Source organism: Pseudomonas sp. fls2-241-R2A-110, from assembly GCF_030209165.1.
In the GTDB taxonomy this organism is placed as follows: domain Bacteria; phylum Pseudomonadota; class Gammaproteobacteria; order Pseudomonadales; family Pseudomonadaceae; genus Aquipseudomonas.
This window is the reverse complement of record NZ_JARVSN010000011.1, coordinates 146496-167055: the sequence shown is the minus strand read 5'-3', so window position 1 is coordinate 167055 and position 20560 is coordinate 146496. Positions and strand designations below refer to the sequence as shown.

Here is a 20560-nt window from a genome sequence, read left to right as displayed (position 1 = left end):
AGACGCCACTTCACACGCAAAAACTAATGTGGGAGCGAGCCTGCTCGCGATAGCGGTGAGTCAGTCGACATTAATGTCGAGTGGACCGACGCCATCGCGAGCAGGCTCGCTCCCACAGGGGGGCATGGTGTTTGGGGTTCGGTGGTTAGCGTGGTGGATAGTTAGCGAGGATGCGTCCAACGGTTTCACGTATCGCATTGCTGCGATCAGAGGGGTTGGTTGTGCGGCTGAGCATTTGCTCATCGCTGCCGCGCCACACCAGTTTTCCGTCCTGGCCATCGAGCAGATCGATCTGGATGGTCGCCACCTTGTAACTGATGTTACGGGTTTCGTTGTACATCGGTGCGCCCCAGTAGCCATTCCAGGGATTACCCCAACCGCCGCCATAGTTGGTGGTCACCTGCTGCTGGCGTTCCTCGATGATCAAGTAGGTCTGGACGTCCAGATTACCCTTGCTGCCGGTAGCCGCAGGACGCAAGCCGCGCTGATCCAACTGGTCGGCAACCGATTCGCGAATGCGCTGTTCGGTCAGGTCGCTCTTGATCCGTGGGTCATCTGGGCGATATTGCAAAGCGGGCTCTTTCCAGCTCCAGCTGCGATAGGCAGCGAAGTCGCGGCTGGCATCGAAGTCACTGTTGACCTGGTTGGCGGCGCAGGCGCTGAGTAACGCGGCCACCGCCAGTAAAGCAAAACGGCGGATCATGATGGTTCTCCGGGTTGAAGACATGAACCTGTGAAACGCTTCCAAACAACAGAAGCTAACTAGGAGGATACGCCGACATCGCCTTTTCTACAGCCTCCCGGATCGCGTCCGCCCGCTCGCCTTGACTGCCCCGATTGCCGGTTTCAGCGCTTGAACTCCACACCGGTTGTCCGGTGCTCGCGTCGAACAAATCCACCCGCACGACCACGACCTGTTCCTGATAAGTGCGCACGATCGGCACCGTGTTGTACAGGCCATAACCGCTGCCGTAATGGTTGTAACCGCCGCCGTAATAACCGTAGTCGTCCTGCACTTGGCGCAAGCGGGTCTCCAGGTGCAGATCGGCGCTGACAAACAGGTCGGCCGGGTGGCCGTTATCGTGCAACGGCCGCAAGCCGCGCTGGTCGAGGGCGTTGCTGACCGCTTCCGCAACCTGGGCCGAGTCCGCCCAGACGCTGCCCGGCGGCAGTTGCCCGTTGAGCCAGGCCCAGCTGCGGTAATGCCCGTAGTCACGCGGCGCTGCCGGGTAGGCGCTGCGGTCGAAGGTGCTGGCTGCTTGAGGCGGTGCCGGCGGCAACGGGTTGGACGTCGCCACGTAAGGGTTGCTGCCCTGACATGCCGACAACCCGAGACAGATCATCAGTAACCCCGCACGACTTTTCATTTCGAGCTCCGATCAGACCGGCCGACAGATCCAGTGCAAATAGCGTCCAAGCCCGGCAAAGCTTGGGTGGCGTCGATGAGCCAGCTCCATTTCGAGCAGGTCCACCAGTTCGGCGCGGGCCTGGAATTCCACCGGCATGTAATCGTGAAAAACCCGCACTCCACTCTGAGTTTCGACCCGCCACAGCCCTTCAAGTTGCTCCGCCAATTCACGCGGATCAAGGGGCTGCTGCGGGGTCAGGCTCTGCTTCTCGCCGGCCATGTCGTTCTTGCGCATTTTGCGAAAGTGACCCTTGAGCAGGTTGCGGTAGATCAATGCATCGCGGTTGTAGAAGGCCAATGACAGCCAACCGTCAGGCTTCGTCAACTGATGCAGCACCGGCAGGATCGCGTGCGGTTCGGCGAGCCATTCCAGAACGGCATGGCACAGCACCAGGTCATAAGGTTCGGTGAGCTGACCGAGCAATTCCTGCCACGGCGCCTGAATGAACGTAGCACTCTGCCCGGCCTCGGCGAAGCGCTGGCGGGCGCCTTCGAGCATCGGTTCGGCGGGTTCGGCCAGCGTGACATCATGCCCGCGCTGGGCCAGCCACAGCGACATGTGCCCCAGGCCGGCGCCGATATCCAGGACGCGCAACGGCCGCTCCGGCAAGGTTTCCGCCAGGTCGGCCTGAAGCACGGCCAGGCGGATCGCCCCTTTGGCTCCCCCATAGATCTTTTCCGCGAAGCGGGTCGCCAACTGGTCGAAATGACGGTCGCTCATGAGCCAAACCTCCTTTCACTGTCCGCGAGTTTGCTGCGCACCACTTCATCCATGTCCAGCCCCAATTCACTGCACAGCAGCAGCAAGTAGAGCACGATGTCGCCGACTTCCTGCCCGGCATGGGCGAGTTTGTCCGCCGGCAACTGGCGCGACTGGTCTTCGGTCAGCCACTGGAAGATTTCCACCAGCTCGGACATTTCCACGCTCGCGGCCATGGCCAGGTTTTTCGGGCTGTGAAATTGCCGCCAGTCATTGCGGTCACGGATGGCGTGCAGGCGTTCGGTCAGTTCAACAAGGTTCATCGGGCTCTCCTGAAGGCGTATAGCTTCGGGGGGATGCTGCATGAAGGCAAGCGGCACGCACCGTAAAACCACTATGCTTGCAGGGAACTCGCCATCGCGATCAATGGCCCAAGCCTCAACCCCTTACATCAGGACGTTCACGACATGCAGGTAGAAAGTTTTTTTGAATGGCTCGGTCAGGCACTCGGTTCGGTCATCCGCTTTATCGTTGATGGCCTCAGTGGCTTGTTCAACCTGCTGAGCCATGCCAGCAGCAATTTTGTCGAAGGCTTATCCCGTGCCTTGGGCATGGAAACGTCGATTATCACTATCATCGCGTTGATTCTGGGGTTGATGCTGTTGTGGTCAGCTATTCGGGCGTTCATGAACGCCTCGATCATCATGGGGATCATCTGGTTGATGCTGGGGCTCTGGTTGCTGAGCTGGATCATCCACTGACACCAAAGATCTCCTGTGGGAGCGAGCTTGCTCGCGATAGCGTCGGGACATCCGGCATTAACGTGACTGACACACCGCTATCGCGAGCAAGCTCGCTCCCACAATAAATCCGATGTATCGCTACAATGCTGGCTCCCCAAGGAGCCTGCATGTCCAACCTGATTGCCGACTGGCGCGACCGCCCTACCCATCGCCGGGTCTGGGCGCTCGCAGCGCCCATGATTCTGTCGAACATTTCCGTACCGCTGGTGGCACTGGTCGACAGCACGGTCATCGGCCACCTGCCCCATGCCCATCAGTTGGGGGCCGTCGCGGTCGGTGCCAGCCTGTACACCTTTCTCGCCTGGGCCATGGGTTTTCTGCGCATGGGCTCCACCGGTTTTGCCGCCCAGGCGGCCGGTCGAGGGGATGGCGCAGCGTTGCGACAGATCCTGTTGCAGGGCTTGTTGCTGGCGATGGGCCTGTCGATTCTCCTCGGGGCACTGGGTGTGCCGTTGAGCGGCGTCGCGCTGCACTTCATGCAACCCTCGGCGGAACTGGATCAACTGACCCGCGAATTCTTCCACACCCGATTGTTCGGCCTGCCGGCGGCGCTGGCCAGTTATGCGCTGGTCGGCTGGTTTCTCGGCACCCAGAACGCCCGGGCACCGCTGGCGATTTTGCTGAGCACCAACCTGGTGAACATCGCGCTGAACCTGTGGTTCGTTCTCGGACTGGAATGGGGCGTGGTCGGTGCGGCCAGGGCCTCGGTCATTGCCGAATGGACTGGCGCCTTGATCGGCCTGTACATGACGCGCCACGCTCTGCGCGGTTATCCCGGCCATATCGCCTGGGCTGCGCTGGCGCTGTGGAAGAGTTGGCGTCCGCTGCTGGCGGTCAATCGCGACATCTTCATCCGTAGCCTGGCGCTGCAATCGGTGTTTTTCCTGATCACCGTGCAAGGCGCGCGGCTGGGTGATGCCACGGTCGCCGCCAACGCGCTGCTGCTCAACGGTTTGCTGCTGACCGCCCACGCGCTCGATGGTTTGGCCCATGCCGTGGAAGCGCTGTGCGGACATGCCATCGGTGCGCGTGATCGAGAGGCGTTGCGCCGCTCATTGGTGGTCGCTTGTGGTTGGTCATTGCTGGCGAGCCTGGGGTTTGCGGTGCTGTTCGCGCTGGCCGGGCATCTGTTCATCGAGATGCAGACCGATATCCAGAGCGTGCGCGACACCGCGTTCGTCTACCTGCCCTACCTCGCCGTGCTGCCGTTGATTGCCGTCTGGAGTTACCTGCTCGATGGCCTGTTCATCGGCGCCACTCGCGCCCGGGAAATGCGCAACGGCATGCTGCTGACGGTGCTCTTGTTGCTGCCCTTTGCCTGGGCGCTCCACCGTTTTGGCAATCATGGGCTGTGGATAACGTTCTTGCTGTTCATGTTGCTGCGCAGCCTGACCCTCGGCGCGTTTGCCTGGTACCTGCGCCGGAACGACGGCTGGTTTGCCGGCAACGTTCACTGAATCGGGCCGGCCTGCCAAACCTCCAGCGCCAGGCCCCAAGCCTCATGGGTCTGACTGCCCGGAGGAATCGTCCTGCCACAGGTTACGCAGGTTATCCAGCCGTTCCTGCTGAGTGCTTCCCGGCAACGGCTGCACAGGCAACGCGTCGGGATACTGCAAACGCAGCCATAGCCAGCCATCCAGTACCGCACGCTCACTGAAACCCAGCGCCAGCCCTTCCTGCACATGCGACCAGAGGCGGTTGTAGTCAGTCCCGGTGGATCGGCTCCAATGCCAGGCATGTTGTTCCAGCATGCAGGTTTGCAAGGTGTCCTGCTGGCGCGGCGTCAGGGTTTCTTCGATAGCCAGCGCACTGACGGCAAGCCCTGGATTGAACAGTTGCTGCCAGCCCTGACTGCCGATTGCGCGGTCCGCCCATGTTCCGCCAAACCAGCGCAACTGGCTGATCGGGCCGAGCCAGCGACTCAGTTCCTGGGCATCGCAGGCATCGAAAAAATAACTGGCGGTGTGCGGGTTGTAATAGCTCAACAAGGCACGGTGATGCAGGCCGAAGGATACCGTCAGCATGCGTCGCAAATGGTCGAGCAACTGCGACGGCGACGCCTCGCTGGTCAGCAACAATCCGCTCCAGACGTGAGGCTCACGGTGGCACAGCCCGGCGAGCAGCGGGCATTGTTCAAGATCGACCAACACCGGGCCGTACTCGCGCAACGGCTGGAACTCGGTGCCATCGAACAGCAGGAACTGTCGAGCCTGCGCAAACTGCTGGCGCAGCGCCGCACCGGCCCGTGGTTCGCCCGGGACATCAAGCAATAACCATTGCGCCGTCAAGTCAGCTACCTGGACGGTGATCATGCCGCACCGCTCTGGCCAGGCTGCGTCGCCAGTCGGCAGGTGCAAAAAGGCTGGGAGCAATGAACAAAACTGCCGCCTGCGGGCAACAGACACAGAAGCGCCAGCGGCTCGCTGGATTGCAACTGTCCCAGCAAACCGCTGAACACCAGGCTCTCATTGGGCGCCGCAGCGGGTGGCACGCTGGATGCTTTGATCGGTACAGGTCCAGGAAGGAATCCAGTGATCAACGGCTGGTCCGGATCGCCCTCGATAAAACTCACGAGCACCTGCACCCCTTCGCGCAATGGCAGGTCCTCTGCGTCTGCCAACTCCGGCGCCATCGGCAACCAGCAATGACTCGGCGCCGCGCCTTCCCCCTGGTAAACCCAGTCAAACTGCACGGCAACCGGCCTGGACGAGTCCGGTTGCGGCTCATCGATCTTAACCACCCACGCCCGCTGCTGACTGTGCATCCGCGGCTTGCCGAGTGTATGAGTCGCCAGGATAGAACGCTCCCCCGCCACCGCATGAATCCGGTTTCGATACCCCGATTCCGAAGCCTGATGCTCGACGCGGGTCAGCAGCCAGCGACGATTGCATTCAATGATCGGATGGCCGGACAGCGACATCCACTGACCGCTGCGCAGTGTTGGCCGGTGGGTATGGCCCTCCAGCCGATGATCGCGCCCCTGCAGCGTGAACGGGAGCACACCCGGTCGTTCGCCTTCGCCATTGAAGACGACTGCTTCACCGCCAACAAACTGGCCCGGATCATCACCGAAAACCAGGCAGTGTCCCCCTGCGCGATGCGCGAACCAGTAATGAAGCCCCTCCTGGGCGCAAAGACGCTGGAGAAACTGCAGGTCCGATTCCCGGTACTGCGTGCAGAAATCTTGCGGCGTGTAGTCGCCACTCACATCGAAACGGCAACCTTTGCCGGTAATGCCATGCTCCTTGAGCACCTGACGAAGGATGTCCGGCACCGAGCGATTGCAGAAGATTCGTTGGCTGACGCGCAGTCCCAGGCATGCCAGTTTTGGCCCCATGCGCACGCGGCAAAGCCTCGAACCGACGCCTTGACCAGGCTGGACGAGCTCAAGCAAATGGCCGTGGATACCGTTTCCTTGCGGTCCGAAGTGCAAGAAGGCCGGGCGGTACAGCAGGCTTGCCAGGTCCAGTGTCGGATCATCGATCAGCAGATCCACCTCGAACACGAAAGGTTCGCTGATCGCTTCACTACCGGTAAAGGCCAAGACCTCAACGGGGTCGGACAGACCCTCTACATCGAGACGACAGGACGGCTCGTTGACTGGATCGAACATCGGCGATTCTCTACAGGAGGGGCGGCCGGGGATTCTCTCCGAGAGAGTTGACCGAGTAGAGAGCCGAAGTACAAATTAGGAAATGGCCTACGCGAAAAGAAGACCACATCGCTTGGATAACCAATGATGTAAGTCATTTCGGTAGAAAACAGGGAAGCGTCCCACCGGGTCATCTGAAATTTCCGTAGCGCACGGAACATTTTCAGACAATCCGATGAGAGCGAGCCTTACCTCAGGAAGACAGGTAAGACGAACGGGTCAGCCCCAGACGCAAAGCGTCGAGGAACTGGGTGCGCTCGGCGGCGGTGATGCGGGCACTGGCGCACTTGTCGCGGTAGTGGGTCATCAGCTCTTCCGGCGACAAGTGCACGTAACGCAGCATGTCTTCGATGGTGTCGTGGGTTTCGATACCGGCGTGGTACACGCTGCCGTCGGCGTTCTGGTAGATGTTCACCGAGTCGGTGTCACCGAACAGGTTGTGCATGTCACCAAGAATTTCCTGGTAAGCGCCGACCAGGAAGATACCCAGCAGGTAATCTTCGCCTTCGTTCAAACCGTGAACCGGCAGGCTGGTCTCGATGCTCTGCTCGTCGACGTATTGCTTGATCTTGCCGTCGGAGTCGCAGGTCAAGTCTTGCAGCACGGCACGGCGCAGCGGCTCTTCGTCGAGACGGTGCAGCGGCAGGATCGGCAAGACCTGGCCGATGGCCCAGGTGTCCGGCAGGCTCTGGAACACCGAGAAGTTGCAGATGTACTTGTCGGCCAGCTTGTCGTTGAGTTCATCGAGCACCTGACGGTGTGAACGCTGACGCGCCTTCAACGAGTTGTGCAGGCGACGGCACACGGCAAAGTAGCATTGCTCGGCCAGGGCTTTTTCAGCCAGGGTCAGCTTGCCATCGGCGTACTGGGTCGCGATGTCGCTCATGTAGTGCGTGGCGCGCCAGTAGGTTTCGGTGACCATTTCGATGTCGGTCGGACCCAGCAGGTCAACCAGCCATTGCACGGTTTCCGGCAGCTCTTCCTTGTTGTCGATCTGCGGCACGTCATCGTTGTGCTTCTCGACGTCGGTCACTTGCACCACCAGCATCGCGTGGTGAGCGGTCAGCGAGCGGCCGCTTTCAGAGAAGATGTTCGGGTGCGGCAGGCTCTGCGCGTCGCAGAACTCCTTGAGCATCCCGACCACGACACCGGCGTAATCGTCCATGTCGTAGTTGATCGAACTGGCGTTACGCGAATGCGTGCCGTCGTAGTCCACGCCCAAGCCGCCACCCACATCGATGTGGTCCACCGGCAGGCCGAGGTTGCGCAGTTCGCCGTAGTAACGAATCGCTTCCTTGAAACCGTGCTGGTAGTCCGCCAGGTTGGCGATCTGCGAGCCCATGTGGAAGTGCAGCAGGCGAATGCCCTGATCCAGGCCAGCGGCGCGGAAACGCTCAACCACCGACAGCAGCTGCGCCGCCGACAGACCGAATTTGGATTTCTCGCCGCCGGTGTCCGCCCATTTGGACGAGGCCAGGGAAGACAGACGTACGCGCAGGCCGACCTGAGGCTTGACCTTCAGCGAAGCCGCTTCTTCGATCACCAGGCCGACTTCGGATTCTTTCTCGATCACGATGAACACGTTGTGGCCCAGCTTCTGGCCCATCAGCGCCAGACGGATGAACTCGCGGTCCTTGTAACCGTTGCAGACGATGGTGCCGCCCTTCGGCGCCAGGGCCAGCACGGCCAACAGCTCAGGCTTGGAGCCGGCTTCCAGGCCGATGGACACGTTCTGGGTGGCGATGATGTTTTCGATCACCGCTTCTTGCTGGTTCACCTTGATCGGGTACAGCGCGGTGTACTTGCTCTGGTATTCCAGACGCTCGATGTTGGCATCGAACGCGCCGGTCAGCTGACGAACGCGGTCTTGCAGGATGTCGGGGAAGCGCACCAGCAACGGCAAGGACAGGCCGCTTTTGCGCAGCTGGTCGACTTGTTCGAAGAGGTCGATAGGCGAACTGGTCGGACCGTTCGGACGAACTTCGACGCGACCGGCGTCATTGATCGCGAAATACCCGGCCCCCCAATGGCGAATCCCGTAAACACTGCGGCTGTCCGCAACTGTCCATTGGCTGCCATCGTCTTTGCGTGTGCGTCGTACGGACATTGAAGTCCCCTATAAAGAAGTCATAGAGCGTCGCCTGGGATCAGGCCGGCGCATTCTAAAGAATGAAAATGACGGTTCGTCAACGAGGGGATAGACCTCGCTGACCGCAGTGAGTTTAGAAACCGGTCAGAACAGGCTCTGTGAAAACCATGTAGGCGACGCCAGACCTGAATCGGATCAGGGCTGGATCAAGCCGAGGGTGGTTTTCACAGAGGCTGCTAGCCGCCGGACTTCTTCGCCTTGAAACCAAGCTTGATCAGTTCGGCCAAGAGTAGCTCGACATGATCGCCCTGGATTTCAATGATCCCGTCTTTCAACGCCCCGCCGGTCCCGCAACGTTTCTTCAACGTAGTCGCCAGGTCCTTGAGCGCGTCTTCGGCCAACGGCACGCCGGTGATGGTGGTCACCGTCTTGCCGCCACGGCCCTTGCTTTCGCGACGCACGCGAGCAATGCCGTCGCCAGCCGGGATAACGGTCTGTTTGCAGATACAGGCGTCCACCGGTTTACTGCAATCCGGGCAATGACGACCTGCGTCGGTGGAAAATACCAGGCCACCAAGGGCGGCGAAGGATGCGGCTTTTTTGGCCACCGGCAATCCTCTTGGGAGGACAAAGACTGGTCGCAGCACTTGGGCAAGGCTATCGACCGCGAAGCCCCACTCAGGCAGGGGCAGCGCTACTGAACCGGAATCCCTATAAAGGAGTGCCGGTTCAGCTTGAAAAGGTCGCGCAGTGTAACGGCAAAAAGCCGACTTGCTAAGAGCCAATCGGCGCCAATTTATAGCTCTTTTGCGACGTCTTTCCCTTGAGCCCGCAGATAGCGCATCAACGCGGCCAAGGAGTCCGGGCAATAGGGCTTTTGCTGGATTTCCAGCATGACCTGATCAATGGGGATGAAGCGCGCTTCAAGCACCTCCTCCGGTTGCAGGATCAACGGGCCATCCCACACCGCCGAAAACGCCGAACACCACAGGCGATTGCCGGTGTCTTCAAAGAAGAAGTGATCATGGGCGCTCAACTCCACGCCGCTCACGCCCAGTTCTTCTTCAAGTTCACGCGCTGCCGACTCGGCGTAGGTTTCACTGGCGAGCACCATGCCCCCCGCCGCCACGTCCCAGTACCCCGGATAAATGGCTTTGCTCAGGGTTCGGCGATGCACACAGAGTTCACCGGCCGAATTGAACAGCATGATGTAGGTGCCGCGCCCGATCAGCCCGCGCTCGCGCAAATCGGAACGGACCAGGGCGCCGAGCAGGTTGTCGTGCTCGTCGACCCAGGCGATCTGTTCGGCATCCGAGGCCGCGCGGTGGGCGGCCTCTTTGGCGTTATCGACCATGACTCAGCCCTGATTGAGCAATTGACGCAAATCGATCACGGCAGCGTTGGCCCGGGAAATGTAATTGGCCATGACCAGCGAGTGGTTGGCCAGCACCCCGAAACCGCTGCCGTTAAGGATCATCGGGCTCCAGACCGGCTCTTGCGAAGCCTCCAGCTCACGAATGATCTGGCGCACGCTGACCGTGGCGTTCTTCTTGGCCAGTACATCGGCGAAGTCGACTTCGATGGCGCGCAGCAAGTGCGACAGCGCCCAGGCCTGACCGCGCGCTTCGTAGAACACGTTGTCGATCTGCATCCACGGGGTCTCGACGATTTCTTCATCGACCTGCGGCACCTGGCCCGGGGCCAGGACTTCGGTTTTCAGCGCGGTGTTGAGCTTGACCCGACCGACGCTGGCCGACAGACGTTGCGACAGCGAACCCAAACGGGTGCCGACATCGCCCAGCCAGTTGTTCAGGTTGTCGGCGCGGGCATAGAACAGCGCGCTTTTCTGGTTCGGATCGGACAGGCGTGCCTGATAACGGCTCAGGGAATTGATGCCTTCCTGGTATTCGGACTCACTGGAAGGCAGCACCCAGCTCTTGTTGTCGAAGTTGAAACGCGGCTCGGCCTTGGCCAGGTCGGCGTCTTCGGTGGACTGCGACTGGGAACGGGCGAAGTCTTTACGCATTGCACGGCTCAGGTCGCGGACCTGGACCAGCACGCCATATTCCCAGCTCGGGGTGTTGTCCATCCACAGGCCTGGCGGGAAACGGTCGTTGGAAATATAGCCGCCCGGTTTATTCAGCAATGTGCCGGCGACGGTCTTGAGGGTTTCCACCGTGGTGTACCCGATGACCATCTGCTTGCCTTCTTTCTCGGCAGCCGCCTGGGCATTTTGTTGAACCGGAAACAGCGCAGGCTCCTCGCTCCAATACCAACCCAGCCCAATCGTCACGAGCAGGTAAAGGCCGATCAGCGTGGCCAGCGCCCGGCTGAACAACAGGCCGCCGACGTAACTGCGGGTGGCCGATTTCGGTTCAGCGGCACGTTCAGGCGCGCTGCCCGCGCGGTTCTTCCAGTCCAGCATGGCGATATCCTTTCAATCACTTGAGTTCATCGGTTCGACCACAACCCTACGCCATCGTGCCTCGTTTGCCGCGCATTAATCCTGCGCGAAACGGCGAGCCACCCAACGAGGCGATCCAGGCGCCACTATAAATGAAGCACAGCGCTGAGCCTATGCGACCAGTCGGTCAGAAACTGAATGATGTCGCTTTGCAGATTATTGACACACAACACTCATGGGATTCAAAAGAGGTGCTAGCATAGAGCCACCAGTCGATCTCAGCATGCACCCTAACTAGTAGTCAGGATATGACCGAGCCAGAAGACCCCAGCCGTGAGCGCCTCAAGCACCACTTTGCCCAGCGGGTAATTCATCAGGCACGTCAGATTCTTGAGATATGGCAGCGCCTGCAACGCAGCGAGTGGTCCACTACCGATTTGTCCGAACTGAGCGAGGCCAACCTGCGCCTGCTGCGGTTCGCCGAGCGTTTCGAACAACCGGAACACTCTCAACTGGCGCGCCACATCGGCCAGTCGCTGGAGGCGGTCGACGCCAATCGCGGACGCCTTAGCAGCGGGCTGATCACCGACCTCAATCGCTTGATGCAACGCCTGTCACGCACCGGCCTGCGTCACGGCGATCAGCTTGAACAAACTTTCCTGCCGCCGCTGCGCAAGCCGATCTACGTGATGTTGCAGGATCACGATCGTGCCGAGCGTCTGGCCAAGCAACTTGAATTTTTCGGACTCAGCGCGCAGTCCCTGGACAGCGTGTCGGCGTTTCGCTCCTCGATGGTCGAGCGCTTGCCCGCGGCGATCGTCATGGACGTTGACTTCAGCGGCGCCGGCATCGGCCTGACGCTGGCCGCCGAAGCCCAGGTCGGCCTGGACGAACCTTTGCCCCTGCTGTTCTTCAGCCTGCACGAAACCGACACCCCGACCCGCCTGGCCGCCGTGCGCGCCGGCGGCCAGGAATTCCTAACCGGCACCCTCGAAGCCTCGAGCCTGCTGGAGAAGATAGAAGTCCTGACCTGCGTCGCCCAGTACGAACCCTATAAAGTGCTGATCATCGACGACTCCCGCGCCCAGGCGTTGCACACCGAACGCCTGCTCAACAGCGCCGGCATCGTCACGCGCACGTTGATCGACCCGATCCAGGCGATGGCCGAGCTGGCGGACTTTCAGCCGGACCTGATCATCCTCGACATGTACATGCCGACCTGCACAGGAACCGAACTGGCCAAGGTGATCCGTCACAACGACCGCTACGTCAGCGTGCCGATCATTTACCTGTCGGCCGAAGATGATCTGGACAAGCAGCTCGACGCCATGAGCGAAGGTGGCGACGACTTCCTGACCAAGCCGATCAAACCACGACACCTGATCACCACCGTGCGCAACCGCGCGGCCCGGGCGCGCAATTTGAAGGCGCGAATGGTCCGCGACAGCCTGACCGGTTTGTATAACCACACGCACATCCTGCAATTGCTCGAAGACTGCAGCTTCCGCGCCCGTCGCGAAAACAAGCCGCTGAGTTTTGCGATGCTCGACATCGACCACTTCAAACGCGTTAACGACAGCCATGGCCACCCCATGGGCGACCGGGTAATCAAGAGCCTGGCGCTGTTCTTGAAGCAGCGCTTGCGCAAGACCGATTTCATCGGCCGTTACGGCGGTGAAGAATTCGCCATCGTCATGCCGGACACCGATCTCGAATCGGCGCACCGGGTGCTCGATGAAATCCGTCAACGCTTTGCCGAGATTCACTACCCGGCCCAACCCCAGGATTTGTGGTGCACGTTCAGCGCCGGGGTGGTTGAGCTCTGTGAATACTCCGACAGCTTGATGATGGCCAGCCAGGCCGACGAGGCGCTGTACCGCGCCAAGGACGGTGGACGCAACCGCGTGCAGGCCGCGCGGACGTCAAAGCAAAGTGCCACTTTTTCATCGGAATGGACCCATTCAGTCATAACCCTGTAACAGAAACGCAATAACTTCAGGCGCTTACCATTCTGCCGTTGGTAGACCCGCGATGCGCCTGAAGCTGCTGACCAATCTCAATACCCTCCTTTTAGTCGCCGTGTGCGTGGCCCTTGGCGCGACGCTCTGGTGGTCGCAAAAAGCCCTGGAACGTCCCTATCAGCTGATGGAACGTTATCTGGGTCTGTCCCAGCAATTCCAGAATGAAGTGGCGCGCAATATCGAGGATTACCTCTCCAGCGGTGATGCCCTGCGCTTGAGCAGCGCCAGCCAGGCCATCGACGACCTGCAAAAGGAACTCGGTGATTTGCCGCCAGCACTGGCCGAAACCCTGCGCCCGAGCCTGTCGACCCTTGAAGAATTCAGCAAAACCGACCTGCTGGCCGCTGGCAAACTGGCGGGCGATCCGCAGGCCTTACTGCTGCAAGCCGAACGGGAACTTGGCGCCAGCCTCGAACAACTCAGCCAGTACGCCAGCGGTAACGCGGCTTATATGGCGCCCTTGCTCGCCGCCTCTCAGCACGTGAGCAAACTGTCTCTGGCCCGAGACAAACTGGTCAGCAGCGGCCGCAGCGAGTTGGCCGCCGATGTCGAGCGCGAAGTCGTCAGCATCCGCACGCAGGCCGAGCTGCTTGGTGCGTTGCCGTTACTCGGTGTCGCCAGCAGCAACGAATCCGGCAGTGATGATTTCACGGCGATGATGGGCCTGGAGAACACTGAAAAAACCGCCGCCGAAGACGCAGGCGTTGGCCTGAAACGGGAACTCAATAGCCTGCTGACGCGTTACCCCGCCGAACTCTCACGCACGCGCGACCAGATTCAGAAACGCGCCGACCTCAGCACCGCGACGCACCTGAAGATTGCCGCCGTGCAACAGGCCATTGCCGGGCTGGAACCGGTGGTCCGCGCTCAGCACGGGCAGATTCAGGGCGAAGTGCGGTTGATGCAGGGCGTGATGATCGGCCTGATTCTACTGATCGCCCTGCTGATCGACACCTTGCAACGCAAACTGGCCAGGACACTGACCAACCTGGCGCCGGCGCTCTCGACCTGGGCCGAAGGCGACTTCAGCCAAGACATTCAACTGGGCAAGACCAACCGCGAACTGCATGACATTGAAGCGTCGCTCAACCGCCTGCGCGCCTATCTGGTGGACCTGGTGGGGACCATTCGCCTGAACGCCGAACAGGTCGCCGGCAGCAGCCGCACCCTGGCCGAATTGAGTAATGACTTGCACAGCGGCGCCGAGCATCAAGCCGGCGACACGGCGCTGATCCGTGATTCCCTCGGAGAACTGGAAGCGACGATTCAACAAGTCGCCGGCGATGCCAGCCAAGCAGCCGACGCCAGCCGTCATGCCGGACTGGCGGTCGAACATGGACAAAAAGTCATCGGCCTGAGCCTCACTGGGCTGCATGCGCTGGTAGGCGAAGTGCAGGGCAACGCACAGATGATTGAACACTTGGCCGAAGAGTCAGCGACCATCGGCGGCGTACTCACAGTGATTCGCTCGATTGCCGACCAGACCAACCTGCTGGCCCTGAACGCCGCCATCGAAGCGGCCCGCGCCGGGGAAATGGGTCGCGGATTTGCGGTAGTTGCGGAAGAGGTTCGCTCACTGGCACAACGCACCGCGGGCGCCACGGCCGAGATCCAGACCTTGATCGCTGGCCTGCAAACCGCCGCACGGCAATCGGTGGAAGGCATGCGCGCCCAGGTCGAACACGCCGAAGCCACGGCCAATCAGGCCCAGGCGGCCGACGGTGCCTTGGATAAAATCGTCGGCGCGATCCAGACCATTTCCGACACCGCCGTGCGCATCGCCGATGTCACCGCCCAGCAGAGCGGCGCCGTCAGTGAGATACGCGATCACAGTGAGCGGATTCACCAATTGGGTGGGGATAACTTGCTGCGCATCGGCGAGGGGCGCGTGCAAGGGGAGAATTTATTGGTGTTGGGTGGACGACTTCACACCGCCGTCCAGGCCTTCCGCGTCTAAAGGATCGCCGCATGATCGTTCCCACGCTCTGCGTGGGAACGATCAAGGTAAAGCTCCCAGCCTGCACGCCCTGCGACTGTCCGCTATCATGCCCTCACTTTCGATACGCGAGATTGTCATGCGCCGTTTGCTCTGCCTGCTGCTTTTAATGATCGCCCTGCCGGCCACCGCCGCCGGGTTGCTGGAGAGTCGGCCCAGTACCACCCTGGGCTCGATCAACAACAGTGCCGACTTCCTGCCGGTGCGCGAGGCGTTTCAGCTGAGCCTGGTAGACAGCACACCGCAATCGATCAAGCTGCGTTTCGTCGCGACAGAGGGCTACTACCTCTACCGCCATCGTTTTCAATTTCGCGCCGACCCGGCCGATGTCCGCCTCGGCGCGGCGCAACTGCCCAAAGGCGAACAGAAACACGATGAGTACTTCGGCGATGTCGAGGTCTACCACGGAATTCTCGACGTAGAGCTGCCGCGCACCGACCAACGAGCCTTCACGCTGGCGGTGACTTATCAGGGCTGCGCCGATAAAGGCCTGTGCTATCCACCCGAAACCGAGCGCCTCAGCATTGATGGCATCGGCGCCCCGACGGTCGCGCACATCTGGAACTGGCGCGAACTCGCCTTGTTCTTTCTCGCAGGCTTGGGGCTGACCTTCACCCCATGTGTGCTGCCCATGCTGCCGATCCTTTCAGGGGTCGTGCTTCGCGGCCAGGTCGGTGGCTTGCGCGGTTTCAACCTGTCTCTGGCTTACGTGTTGCCAATGGCGGCCTGCTTCGCCTTGCTGGGTGCGTTGATGGGAATGTTCGGCGCGCAACTCAACCTTCAGGCGCGCCTGCAATCGGCCTGGGTGCTGGTGCCGTTCGCGATGTTTTTTGCCGTGTTTGCCCTGGCGATGTTCGGCGTGTTCGAACTGAAGTTGCCGCACGCCATCAGCAGTCGGCTGGATCGTATCGCCGGTCGCACCGAAGGCGGCTCGCTGTGGGGCGCGGCGGTGTTGGGTGTGGTGTCGAGCCTGCTGGTCTCGCCTTGCGTGTCGGCGCCGCTGGCCGGCGCGCTGCTGTATATCAGCGCCAGCGGAGATGCTCTCGGCGGCGGTTTGAAACTGTTCATGCTTGGCCTTGGCATGGGCGCGCCCCTGTTGCTCGTGGCCACAGGAGGCGCGGCCTGGCTGCCCAAAAGCGGGCCGTGGCTGATCCAAGTGAAAAATGCGATCGGCGTGTTGCTGCTGGGGCTGGCGATCGGGCTGCTCAGTCGCGTATTGCCGGGGCAGATCACCTTGTTGCTGATCGGCTTGCTGGCCGGTGGCGTCGGGTTGTTCATGGGCGCGCTGGAGTTCGTCTACAAACCGCCGCGAAAACGCCTCGGACAATTACTGGGGATGTTCCTGCTGTTTTACGCGCTGGCCTGTTGGTACGGGGCGTTCAGCGGCCAGACGGACCCGTTCAATCCGATTGGCCAGCCGCACGTCATTGCCGGCAACCCGCAACCGCAAGGCACCGGAGTCTGGCAAACCGTCACGACCCCGGCCGAGCTTGATCGCGTTCTCGCCGATGCCCGATCCACAGCCACCCCGCTGCTGCTGGACTGGTACGCCGACTGGTGCATCAGTTGCAAAGTCATCGAACACGAAGTGCTCAACGACGCCAATGTCGTCGAACGCCTCAAGGGCTATCGACTGATCCGCTTCGACATCACCGCCAGCAACGCCGAGCAACGTACCCTGCTCGATCGCTACAAATTGTTCGGTCCTCCGGCGCTGATGTTTTTCGGCAAGGACGGCGTCGAACGCACCGATGTGCGGGTGATCGGCGAGATCGGCGCAAAGGACTTCGCTGAACGCGTCGCCAAAGCAAATGACCGGATTTAATCACTCGGTCACATATTTCGCGCAAACATCGGCCATCGTGCTGGCTATTGCATAGAACTGGACAGTCACAAAGGCTTTGCGGCATAGTCGCCGGGTTCTGACAACTGCACACAGATAACAAGGATCAGCAGATGGCGACCTTATTGGTTTTGCATGGCCCCAACCTGAACTTGCTCGGCACCCGTGAACCGGGCACCTATGGCGCTACGACACTGGCGCAGATCAACCAGGACCTGGAACGCCGTGCTCGTGAAGCCGGTCACCATTTACTGCACCTGCAAAGCAACGCCGAATATGAATTGATCGACCGCATCCACGCCGCTCGCAGCGAAGGTGTGGATTTCATTCTGATCAATCCAGCAGCTTTTACGCACACAAGTGTCGCATTACGTGACGCGCTGCTGGCGGTGAGCATCCCATTCATCGAAGTGCATTTGTCTAACGTGCACAAACGCGAACCTTTCCGCCATCACTCTTACTTCTCCGACGTAGCGGTGGGAGTGATCTGCGGCCTTGGCGCCAGCGGTTATCGACTGGCCCTGGAGGCTGCCCTAGAACAGCTTGAAAGACCGGCAACAGCTTGAACAACAAGCGTAACGCCCCTGACCGACCCTTGGGAGTTGATGATTCATGGATATCCGTAAAGTTAAGAAACTGATCGAACTGCTGGAAGAGTCCGGCATCGACGAGCTCGAGATCAAGGAAGGCGAAGAGTCTGTACGCATCAGCCGTCATAGCAAAACCCCGGCTCAGCAGTACTACGCACCTGCTCCAATGCACGCTCCGGCTCCAGCGCCTGTCGCTGCTGCCCCGGTTGCCGCAGCCGCTCCTGCTGCTCCAGCCGCCCCCGCGCTGAACGGCGCCGTTGCCCGTTCGCCGATGGTCGGTACGTTCTATCGCAAGTCTTCGCCATCCTCGCCGTCCTTCGTTGAAGTCGGCCAGACCGTGAAGAAAGGCGACACCCTGTGCATCGTCGAAGCCATGAAGATGATGAACCACATCGAAGCTGAAACCAGCGGTGTGATCGAATCCATCCTCGTCGAAGACGGCCAGCCGGTTGAGTACGACCAACCGCTGTTCACCATCGTTTGAACCGCGGAGAAACTTTGATGACTGCGAAGTTGGAAAAAGTTCTGATCGCCAACCGCGGTGAGATTGCCCTGCGGATCCTGCGTGCCTGCAAAGAGATGGGCATCAAGACTGTCGCCGTTTACTCCAAGGCCGACAAAGAGCTGATGCACCTGGGCCTGGCGGACGAGTCCGTCTGCATCGGTCCGGCCTCGGCCGCGCACTCTTACCTGCACATTCCGGCAATCATCGCCGCTGCTGAAGTGACTGGCGCTACCGCCATTCACCCTGGCTACGGTTTCCTTGCGGAAAACGCTGATTTCGCTGAACAGGTCGAGAACTCCGGCTTTGCTTTCATTGGCCCCAAAGCCGACACCATTCGCCTGATGGGCGACAAGGTATCGGCCAAGCACGCCATGATCGCTGCAGGCGTTCCAACCGTTCCGGGTTCCGACGGCCCACTGCCTGAAGACGAAGAAACCGCTCTGCGCATCGGTCGCGAAGTCGGTTACCCGGTGATCATCAAGGCCGCTGGCGGCGGCGGTGGTCGCGGCATGCGCGTTGTGCATAAAGAAGAAGACCTGATCTCCTCGGCGAAACTGACCCGCTCCGAAGCAGGCGCGGCGTTCGGCAACCCGATGGTCTATCTGGAAAAATTCCTGACCAACCCACGTCACGTGGAAGTTCAGGTGCTTTCCGATGGCCAGGGTCACGCCATCCATCTGGGCGACCGCGATTGCTCGCTGCAACGTCGTCACCAGAAGGTACTCGAAGAAGCACCGGCACCGGGCATCGACGAGAAAGCACGCGCTGAAGTCCTCGCTCGCTGCGTCAAGGCGTGCATCGACATCGGCTACCGTGGCGCCGGCACCTTCGAGTTCCTTTACGAAAACGGCCACTTCTACTTCATCGAGATGAACACTCGTGTCCAGGTAGAGCACCCGGTTTCGGAAATGGTCACTGGCATCGACATCGTCAAGGAGATGCTCAGCATCGCCGCTGGCAACAAGTTGTCGTACACCCAGGAAGACGTGGTCATCCGTGGTCATGCGCTGGAATGCCGGATCAACGCCGAAGACCCGAAAACCTTCATGCCAAGCCCAGGCACGGTCAAGCATTTCCACGCCCCAGGCGGCAACGGCGTTCGCGTCGATTCGCACCTGTACAGCGGTTATGCCGTTCCGCCGAACTACGATTCGTTGATCGGCAAGCTGATCACCTACGGCGCAACCCGTGAAGAAGCCATGGCGCGCATGCGCAATGCGCTGGACGAAATCGTTGTCGACGGGATCAAGACCAACATCCCGCTGCACCGCGACCTGGTCCGTGATGAAGGCTTCTGCAAAGGGGGCGTGAACATTCACTACCTCGAGCACAAGCTGGCAGGCGAGAAGCACTAAGCTTCGACCCCATCAACAAAGCCGCCCTCGGGCGGCTTTGTTGTTTCTGGGTATTTCATCCGAGCATCACACCTCCCCTGCGGGAGCGAGCTTGCTCGCGATGACGGCATGTCAGTCGACATAGATACCGGATGTGAGGCCCTCATCGCGAGCAAGCTCGCTCCCACAGGGTATGGCGCTCATCAGAACTGTGCGGTGAGCACAGGCGACTCCCACAAATGCCCCGCGCTCGCGTAAACTTGCGCGCTTCTCGCAGCCCGCTAGGCTGCAATCAATATTTTTCAAAGGTGCCCGCCATGCCTTGGCTGCAAGTCCGTCTCGCCATCAGCCCAGAACAAGCCGAAACCTACGAAGACGCGTTCCTTGAAGTGGGCGCCGTGTCGGTGACCTTCATGGATGCCGAAGATCAGCCGATCTTCGAACCGGAACTCAATACCACGCCGCTGTGGTCGCACACGCACCTGCTGGCACTGTTCGAAGGCGGCACCGAAGCCGCCTCCGTACTGGCCCATCTTGAATTGCTGACCGGCAGCCCGCTGCCCGAGCACCACAGCGAAGTCATCGAAGACCAGGACTGGGAACGCAGCTGGATGGACGGTTTCCAGCCGATGCGTTTCGGCCAGCGCCTGTGGATCGTGCCAAGCTGGCACGCCGCGCCGGAACCGGACGCCGTGAACCTGCTGCTGGACCCGGGCCTGGCATTCGGCACCGGCACCCACCCGACCACCGCCCTGTGCCTGGAATGGCTCGACGGGCAGGACCTCAAGGACTGCAACGTGCTCGACTTCGGCTGCGGCTCGGGGATCCTGGCGATTGCCGCACTGTTGCTGGGCGCCAAGCAAGCCGTCGGCACCGACATCGACGTCCAGGCACTGGAAGCTTCCCGCGACAACGCCGGGCGCAACAACATCGCCGAAGCGCTCTTCCCGCTGTATCTGCCCGAAGATCTGCCCCAGGTTCAGGCTGACGTGCTGGTCGCCAACATCCTGGCCGGCCCACTGGTTTCCCTGGCGCCGCAGCTGTCCAGCCTGGTCAAGCCTGGCGGCCGACTGGCACTGTCGGGCATCCTCGCCGAGCAAGGTGAAGACGTTGCCAAAGCCTATGCCCAGGACTTCGATCTGGACCCGATCGCCAATCGCGATGGCTGGGTGCGCATCACTGGCCGTCGGCGCTAGAATGAGCGCCTGCCTAAAC

At 60.7% G+C, this 20560-nt stretch carries 19 protein-coding genes; 9 read left to right on the top strand and 10 right to left on the bottom strand.

Annotated elements, in window-relative coordinates:
• Positions 1 to 145: 145 nt before the first annotated feature.
• Genes QRN31_RS10690 through QRN31_RS10675 form a run of 4 tightly spaced genes read right to left on the bottom strand, consistent with a single transcriptional unit; the run spans position 146 to position 2431 of the window.
• A complete protein-coding gene (locus QRN31_RS10690; protein ID WP_285431908.1) occupies positions 146 to 703 on the bottom strand; it encodes a DUF4136 domain-containing protein in 558 nt (185 codons plus the stop codon).
• A 55-nt stretch (positions 704 to 758) separates the two neighbouring features.
• Positions 759 to 1367, bottom strand: coding sequence for a DUF4136 domain-containing protein (locus QRN31_RS10685; protein WP_285431907.1), 609 nt, complete (start codon positions 1365 to 1367; stop codon positions 759 to 761).
• A gap of 12 nt (positions 1368 to 1379) precedes the next feature.
• Positions 1380 to 2129, bottom strand: a complete 750-nt coding sequence (locus QRN31_RS10680; protein ID WP_090176010.1) for a methyltransferase domain-containing protein — start codon at positions 2127 to 2129, stop codon at positions 1380 to 1382.
• Entirely contained in the window at positions 2126 to 2431 is a 306-nt protein-coding gene (locus tag QRN31_RS10675) for a MazG-like family protein (protein WP_259155535.1), read from the bottom strand. Before QRN31_RS10675 ends, QRN31_RS10680 begins: the two co-directional genes overlap by 4 nt.
• Positions 2432 to 2575: 144 nt before the next feature.
• Between QRN31_RS10675 and QRN31_RS10670 the strand changes: the two genes are divergently transcribed.
• Entirely contained in the window at positions 2576 to 2869 is a 294-nt protein-coding gene (locus QRN31_RS10670) for a hypothetical protein (RefSeq protein WP_285431905.1), read from the top strand.
• A 149-nt stretch (positions 2870 to 3018) separates the two neighbouring features.
• Positions 3019 to 4368 (top strand): MATE family efflux transporter, encoded by a 1350-nt coding sequence (locus tag QRN31_RS10665; RefSeq protein ID WP_285431903.1) that lies wholly within the window; start codon positions 3019 to 3021, stop codon positions 4366 to 4368.
• A 42-nt stretch (positions 4369 to 4410) separates the two neighbouring features.
• Here the strand turns inward: QRN31_RS10665 and QRN31_RS10660 are convergent, their stop codons facing one another.
• From QRN31_RS10660 to QRN31_RS10635, 6 genes are all read right to left on the bottom strand, one after another.
• Positions 4411 to 5223, bottom strand: a complete 813-nt coding sequence (locus tag QRN31_RS10660) for a DUF4123 domain-containing protein (RefSeq protein ID WP_285431902.1) — start codon at positions 5221 to 5223, stop codon at positions 4411 to 4413.
• On the bottom strand, positions 5220 to 6524 hold the full coding sequence (locus QRN31_RS10655; protein WP_285431900.1) for a type VI secretion system Vgr family protein: 1305 nt from the start codon (positions 6522 to 6524) through the stop codon (positions 5220 to 5222). The genes QRN31_RS10660 and QRN31_RS10655 overlap by 4 nt, the downstream gene beginning before the upstream one ends.
• A gap of 232 nt (positions 6525 to 6756) precedes the next feature.
• Positions 6757 to 8670 (bottom strand): arginine decarboxylase, encoded by a 1914-nt coding sequence (gene speA, locus QRN31_RS10650; protein WP_285431898.1) that lies wholly within the window; start codon positions 8668 to 8670, stop codon positions 6757 to 6759.
• Between the two features lie 218 nt (positions 8671 to 8888).
• Positions 8889 to 9260 (bottom strand): translation initiation factor Sui1, encoded by a 372-nt coding sequence (locus QRN31_RS10645; protein WP_090176030.1) that lies wholly within the window; start codon positions 9258 to 9260, stop codon positions 8889 to 8891.
• A gap of 188 nt (positions 9261 to 9448) precedes the next feature.
• The gene (locus QRN31_RS10640; protein WP_259155543.1) at positions 9449 to 10006 is read right to left on the bottom strand and encodes an NUDIX hydrolase; all 558 of its coding nucleotides are present in this window, start codon (positions 10004 to 10006) and stop codon (positions 9449 to 9451) included.
• Positions 10007 to 10009: 3 nt separating this feature from the next.
• Entirely contained in the window at positions 10010 to 11077 is a 1068-nt protein-coding gene (locus QRN31_RS10635; protein ID WP_285431896.1) for a DUF2333 family protein, read from the bottom strand.
• A gap of 287 nt (positions 11078 to 11364) precedes the next feature.
• Here QRN31_RS10635 and gcbA point away from each other — a divergent pair, with 287 nt between their 5' ends.
• The 7 genes from gcbA (at position 11365) to prmA (ending at position 20541) form a co-directional block, all read left to right on the top strand.
• On the top strand, positions 11365 to 13035 hold the full coding sequence (gene gcbA / locus QRN31_RS10630) for a diguanylate cyclase GcbA (RefSeq protein ID WP_285431894.1): 1671 nt from the start codon (positions 11365 to 11367) through the stop codon (positions 13033 to 13035).
• A gap of 52 nt (positions 13036 to 13087) precedes the next feature.
• Positions 13088 to 15034, top strand: a complete 1947-nt coding sequence (locus QRN31_RS10625) for a methyl-accepting chemotaxis protein (protein WP_285431892.1) — start codon at positions 13088 to 13090, stop codon at positions 15032 to 15034.
• A 118-nt stretch (positions 15035 to 15152) separates the two neighbouring features.
• Positions 15153 to 16898: a protein-disulfide reductase DsbD gene (locus tag QRN31_RS10620; RefSeq protein ID WP_285431891.1), complete on the top strand. Its 1746-nt coding sequence runs from the start codon at positions 15153 to 15155 to the stop codon at positions 16896 to 16898.
• Between the two features lie 131 nt (positions 16899 to 17029).
• Positions 17030 to 17482: a type II 3-dehydroquinate dehydratase gene (aroQ, locus tag QRN31_RS10615; protein WP_020797556.1), complete on the top strand. Its 453-nt coding sequence runs from the start codon at positions 17030 to 17032 to the stop codon at positions 17480 to 17482.
• A gap of 46 nt (positions 17483 to 17528) precedes the next feature.
• Positions 17529 to 17990, top strand: a complete 462-nt coding sequence (gene accB / locus QRN31_RS10610) for an acetyl-CoA carboxylase biotin carboxyl carrier protein (protein ID WP_090176048.1) — start codon at positions 17529 to 17531, stop codon at positions 17988 to 17990.
• 17 nt (positions 17991 to 18007) lie between these two features.
• A complete protein-coding gene (accC, locus tag QRN31_RS10605) occupies positions 18008 to 19366 on the top strand; it encodes an acetyl-CoA carboxylase biotin carboxylase subunit (protein ID WP_090176051.1) in 1359 nt (452 codons plus the stop codon).
• Between the two features lie 296 nt (positions 19367 to 19662).
• Positions 19663 to 20541: a 50S ribosomal protein L11 methyltransferase gene (prmA, locus tag QRN31_RS10600; RefSeq protein WP_285431890.1), complete on the top strand. Its 879-nt coding sequence runs from the start codon at positions 19663 to 19665 to the stop codon at positions 20539 to 20541.
• Positions 20542 to 20560 lie beyond the last annotated feature (19 nt).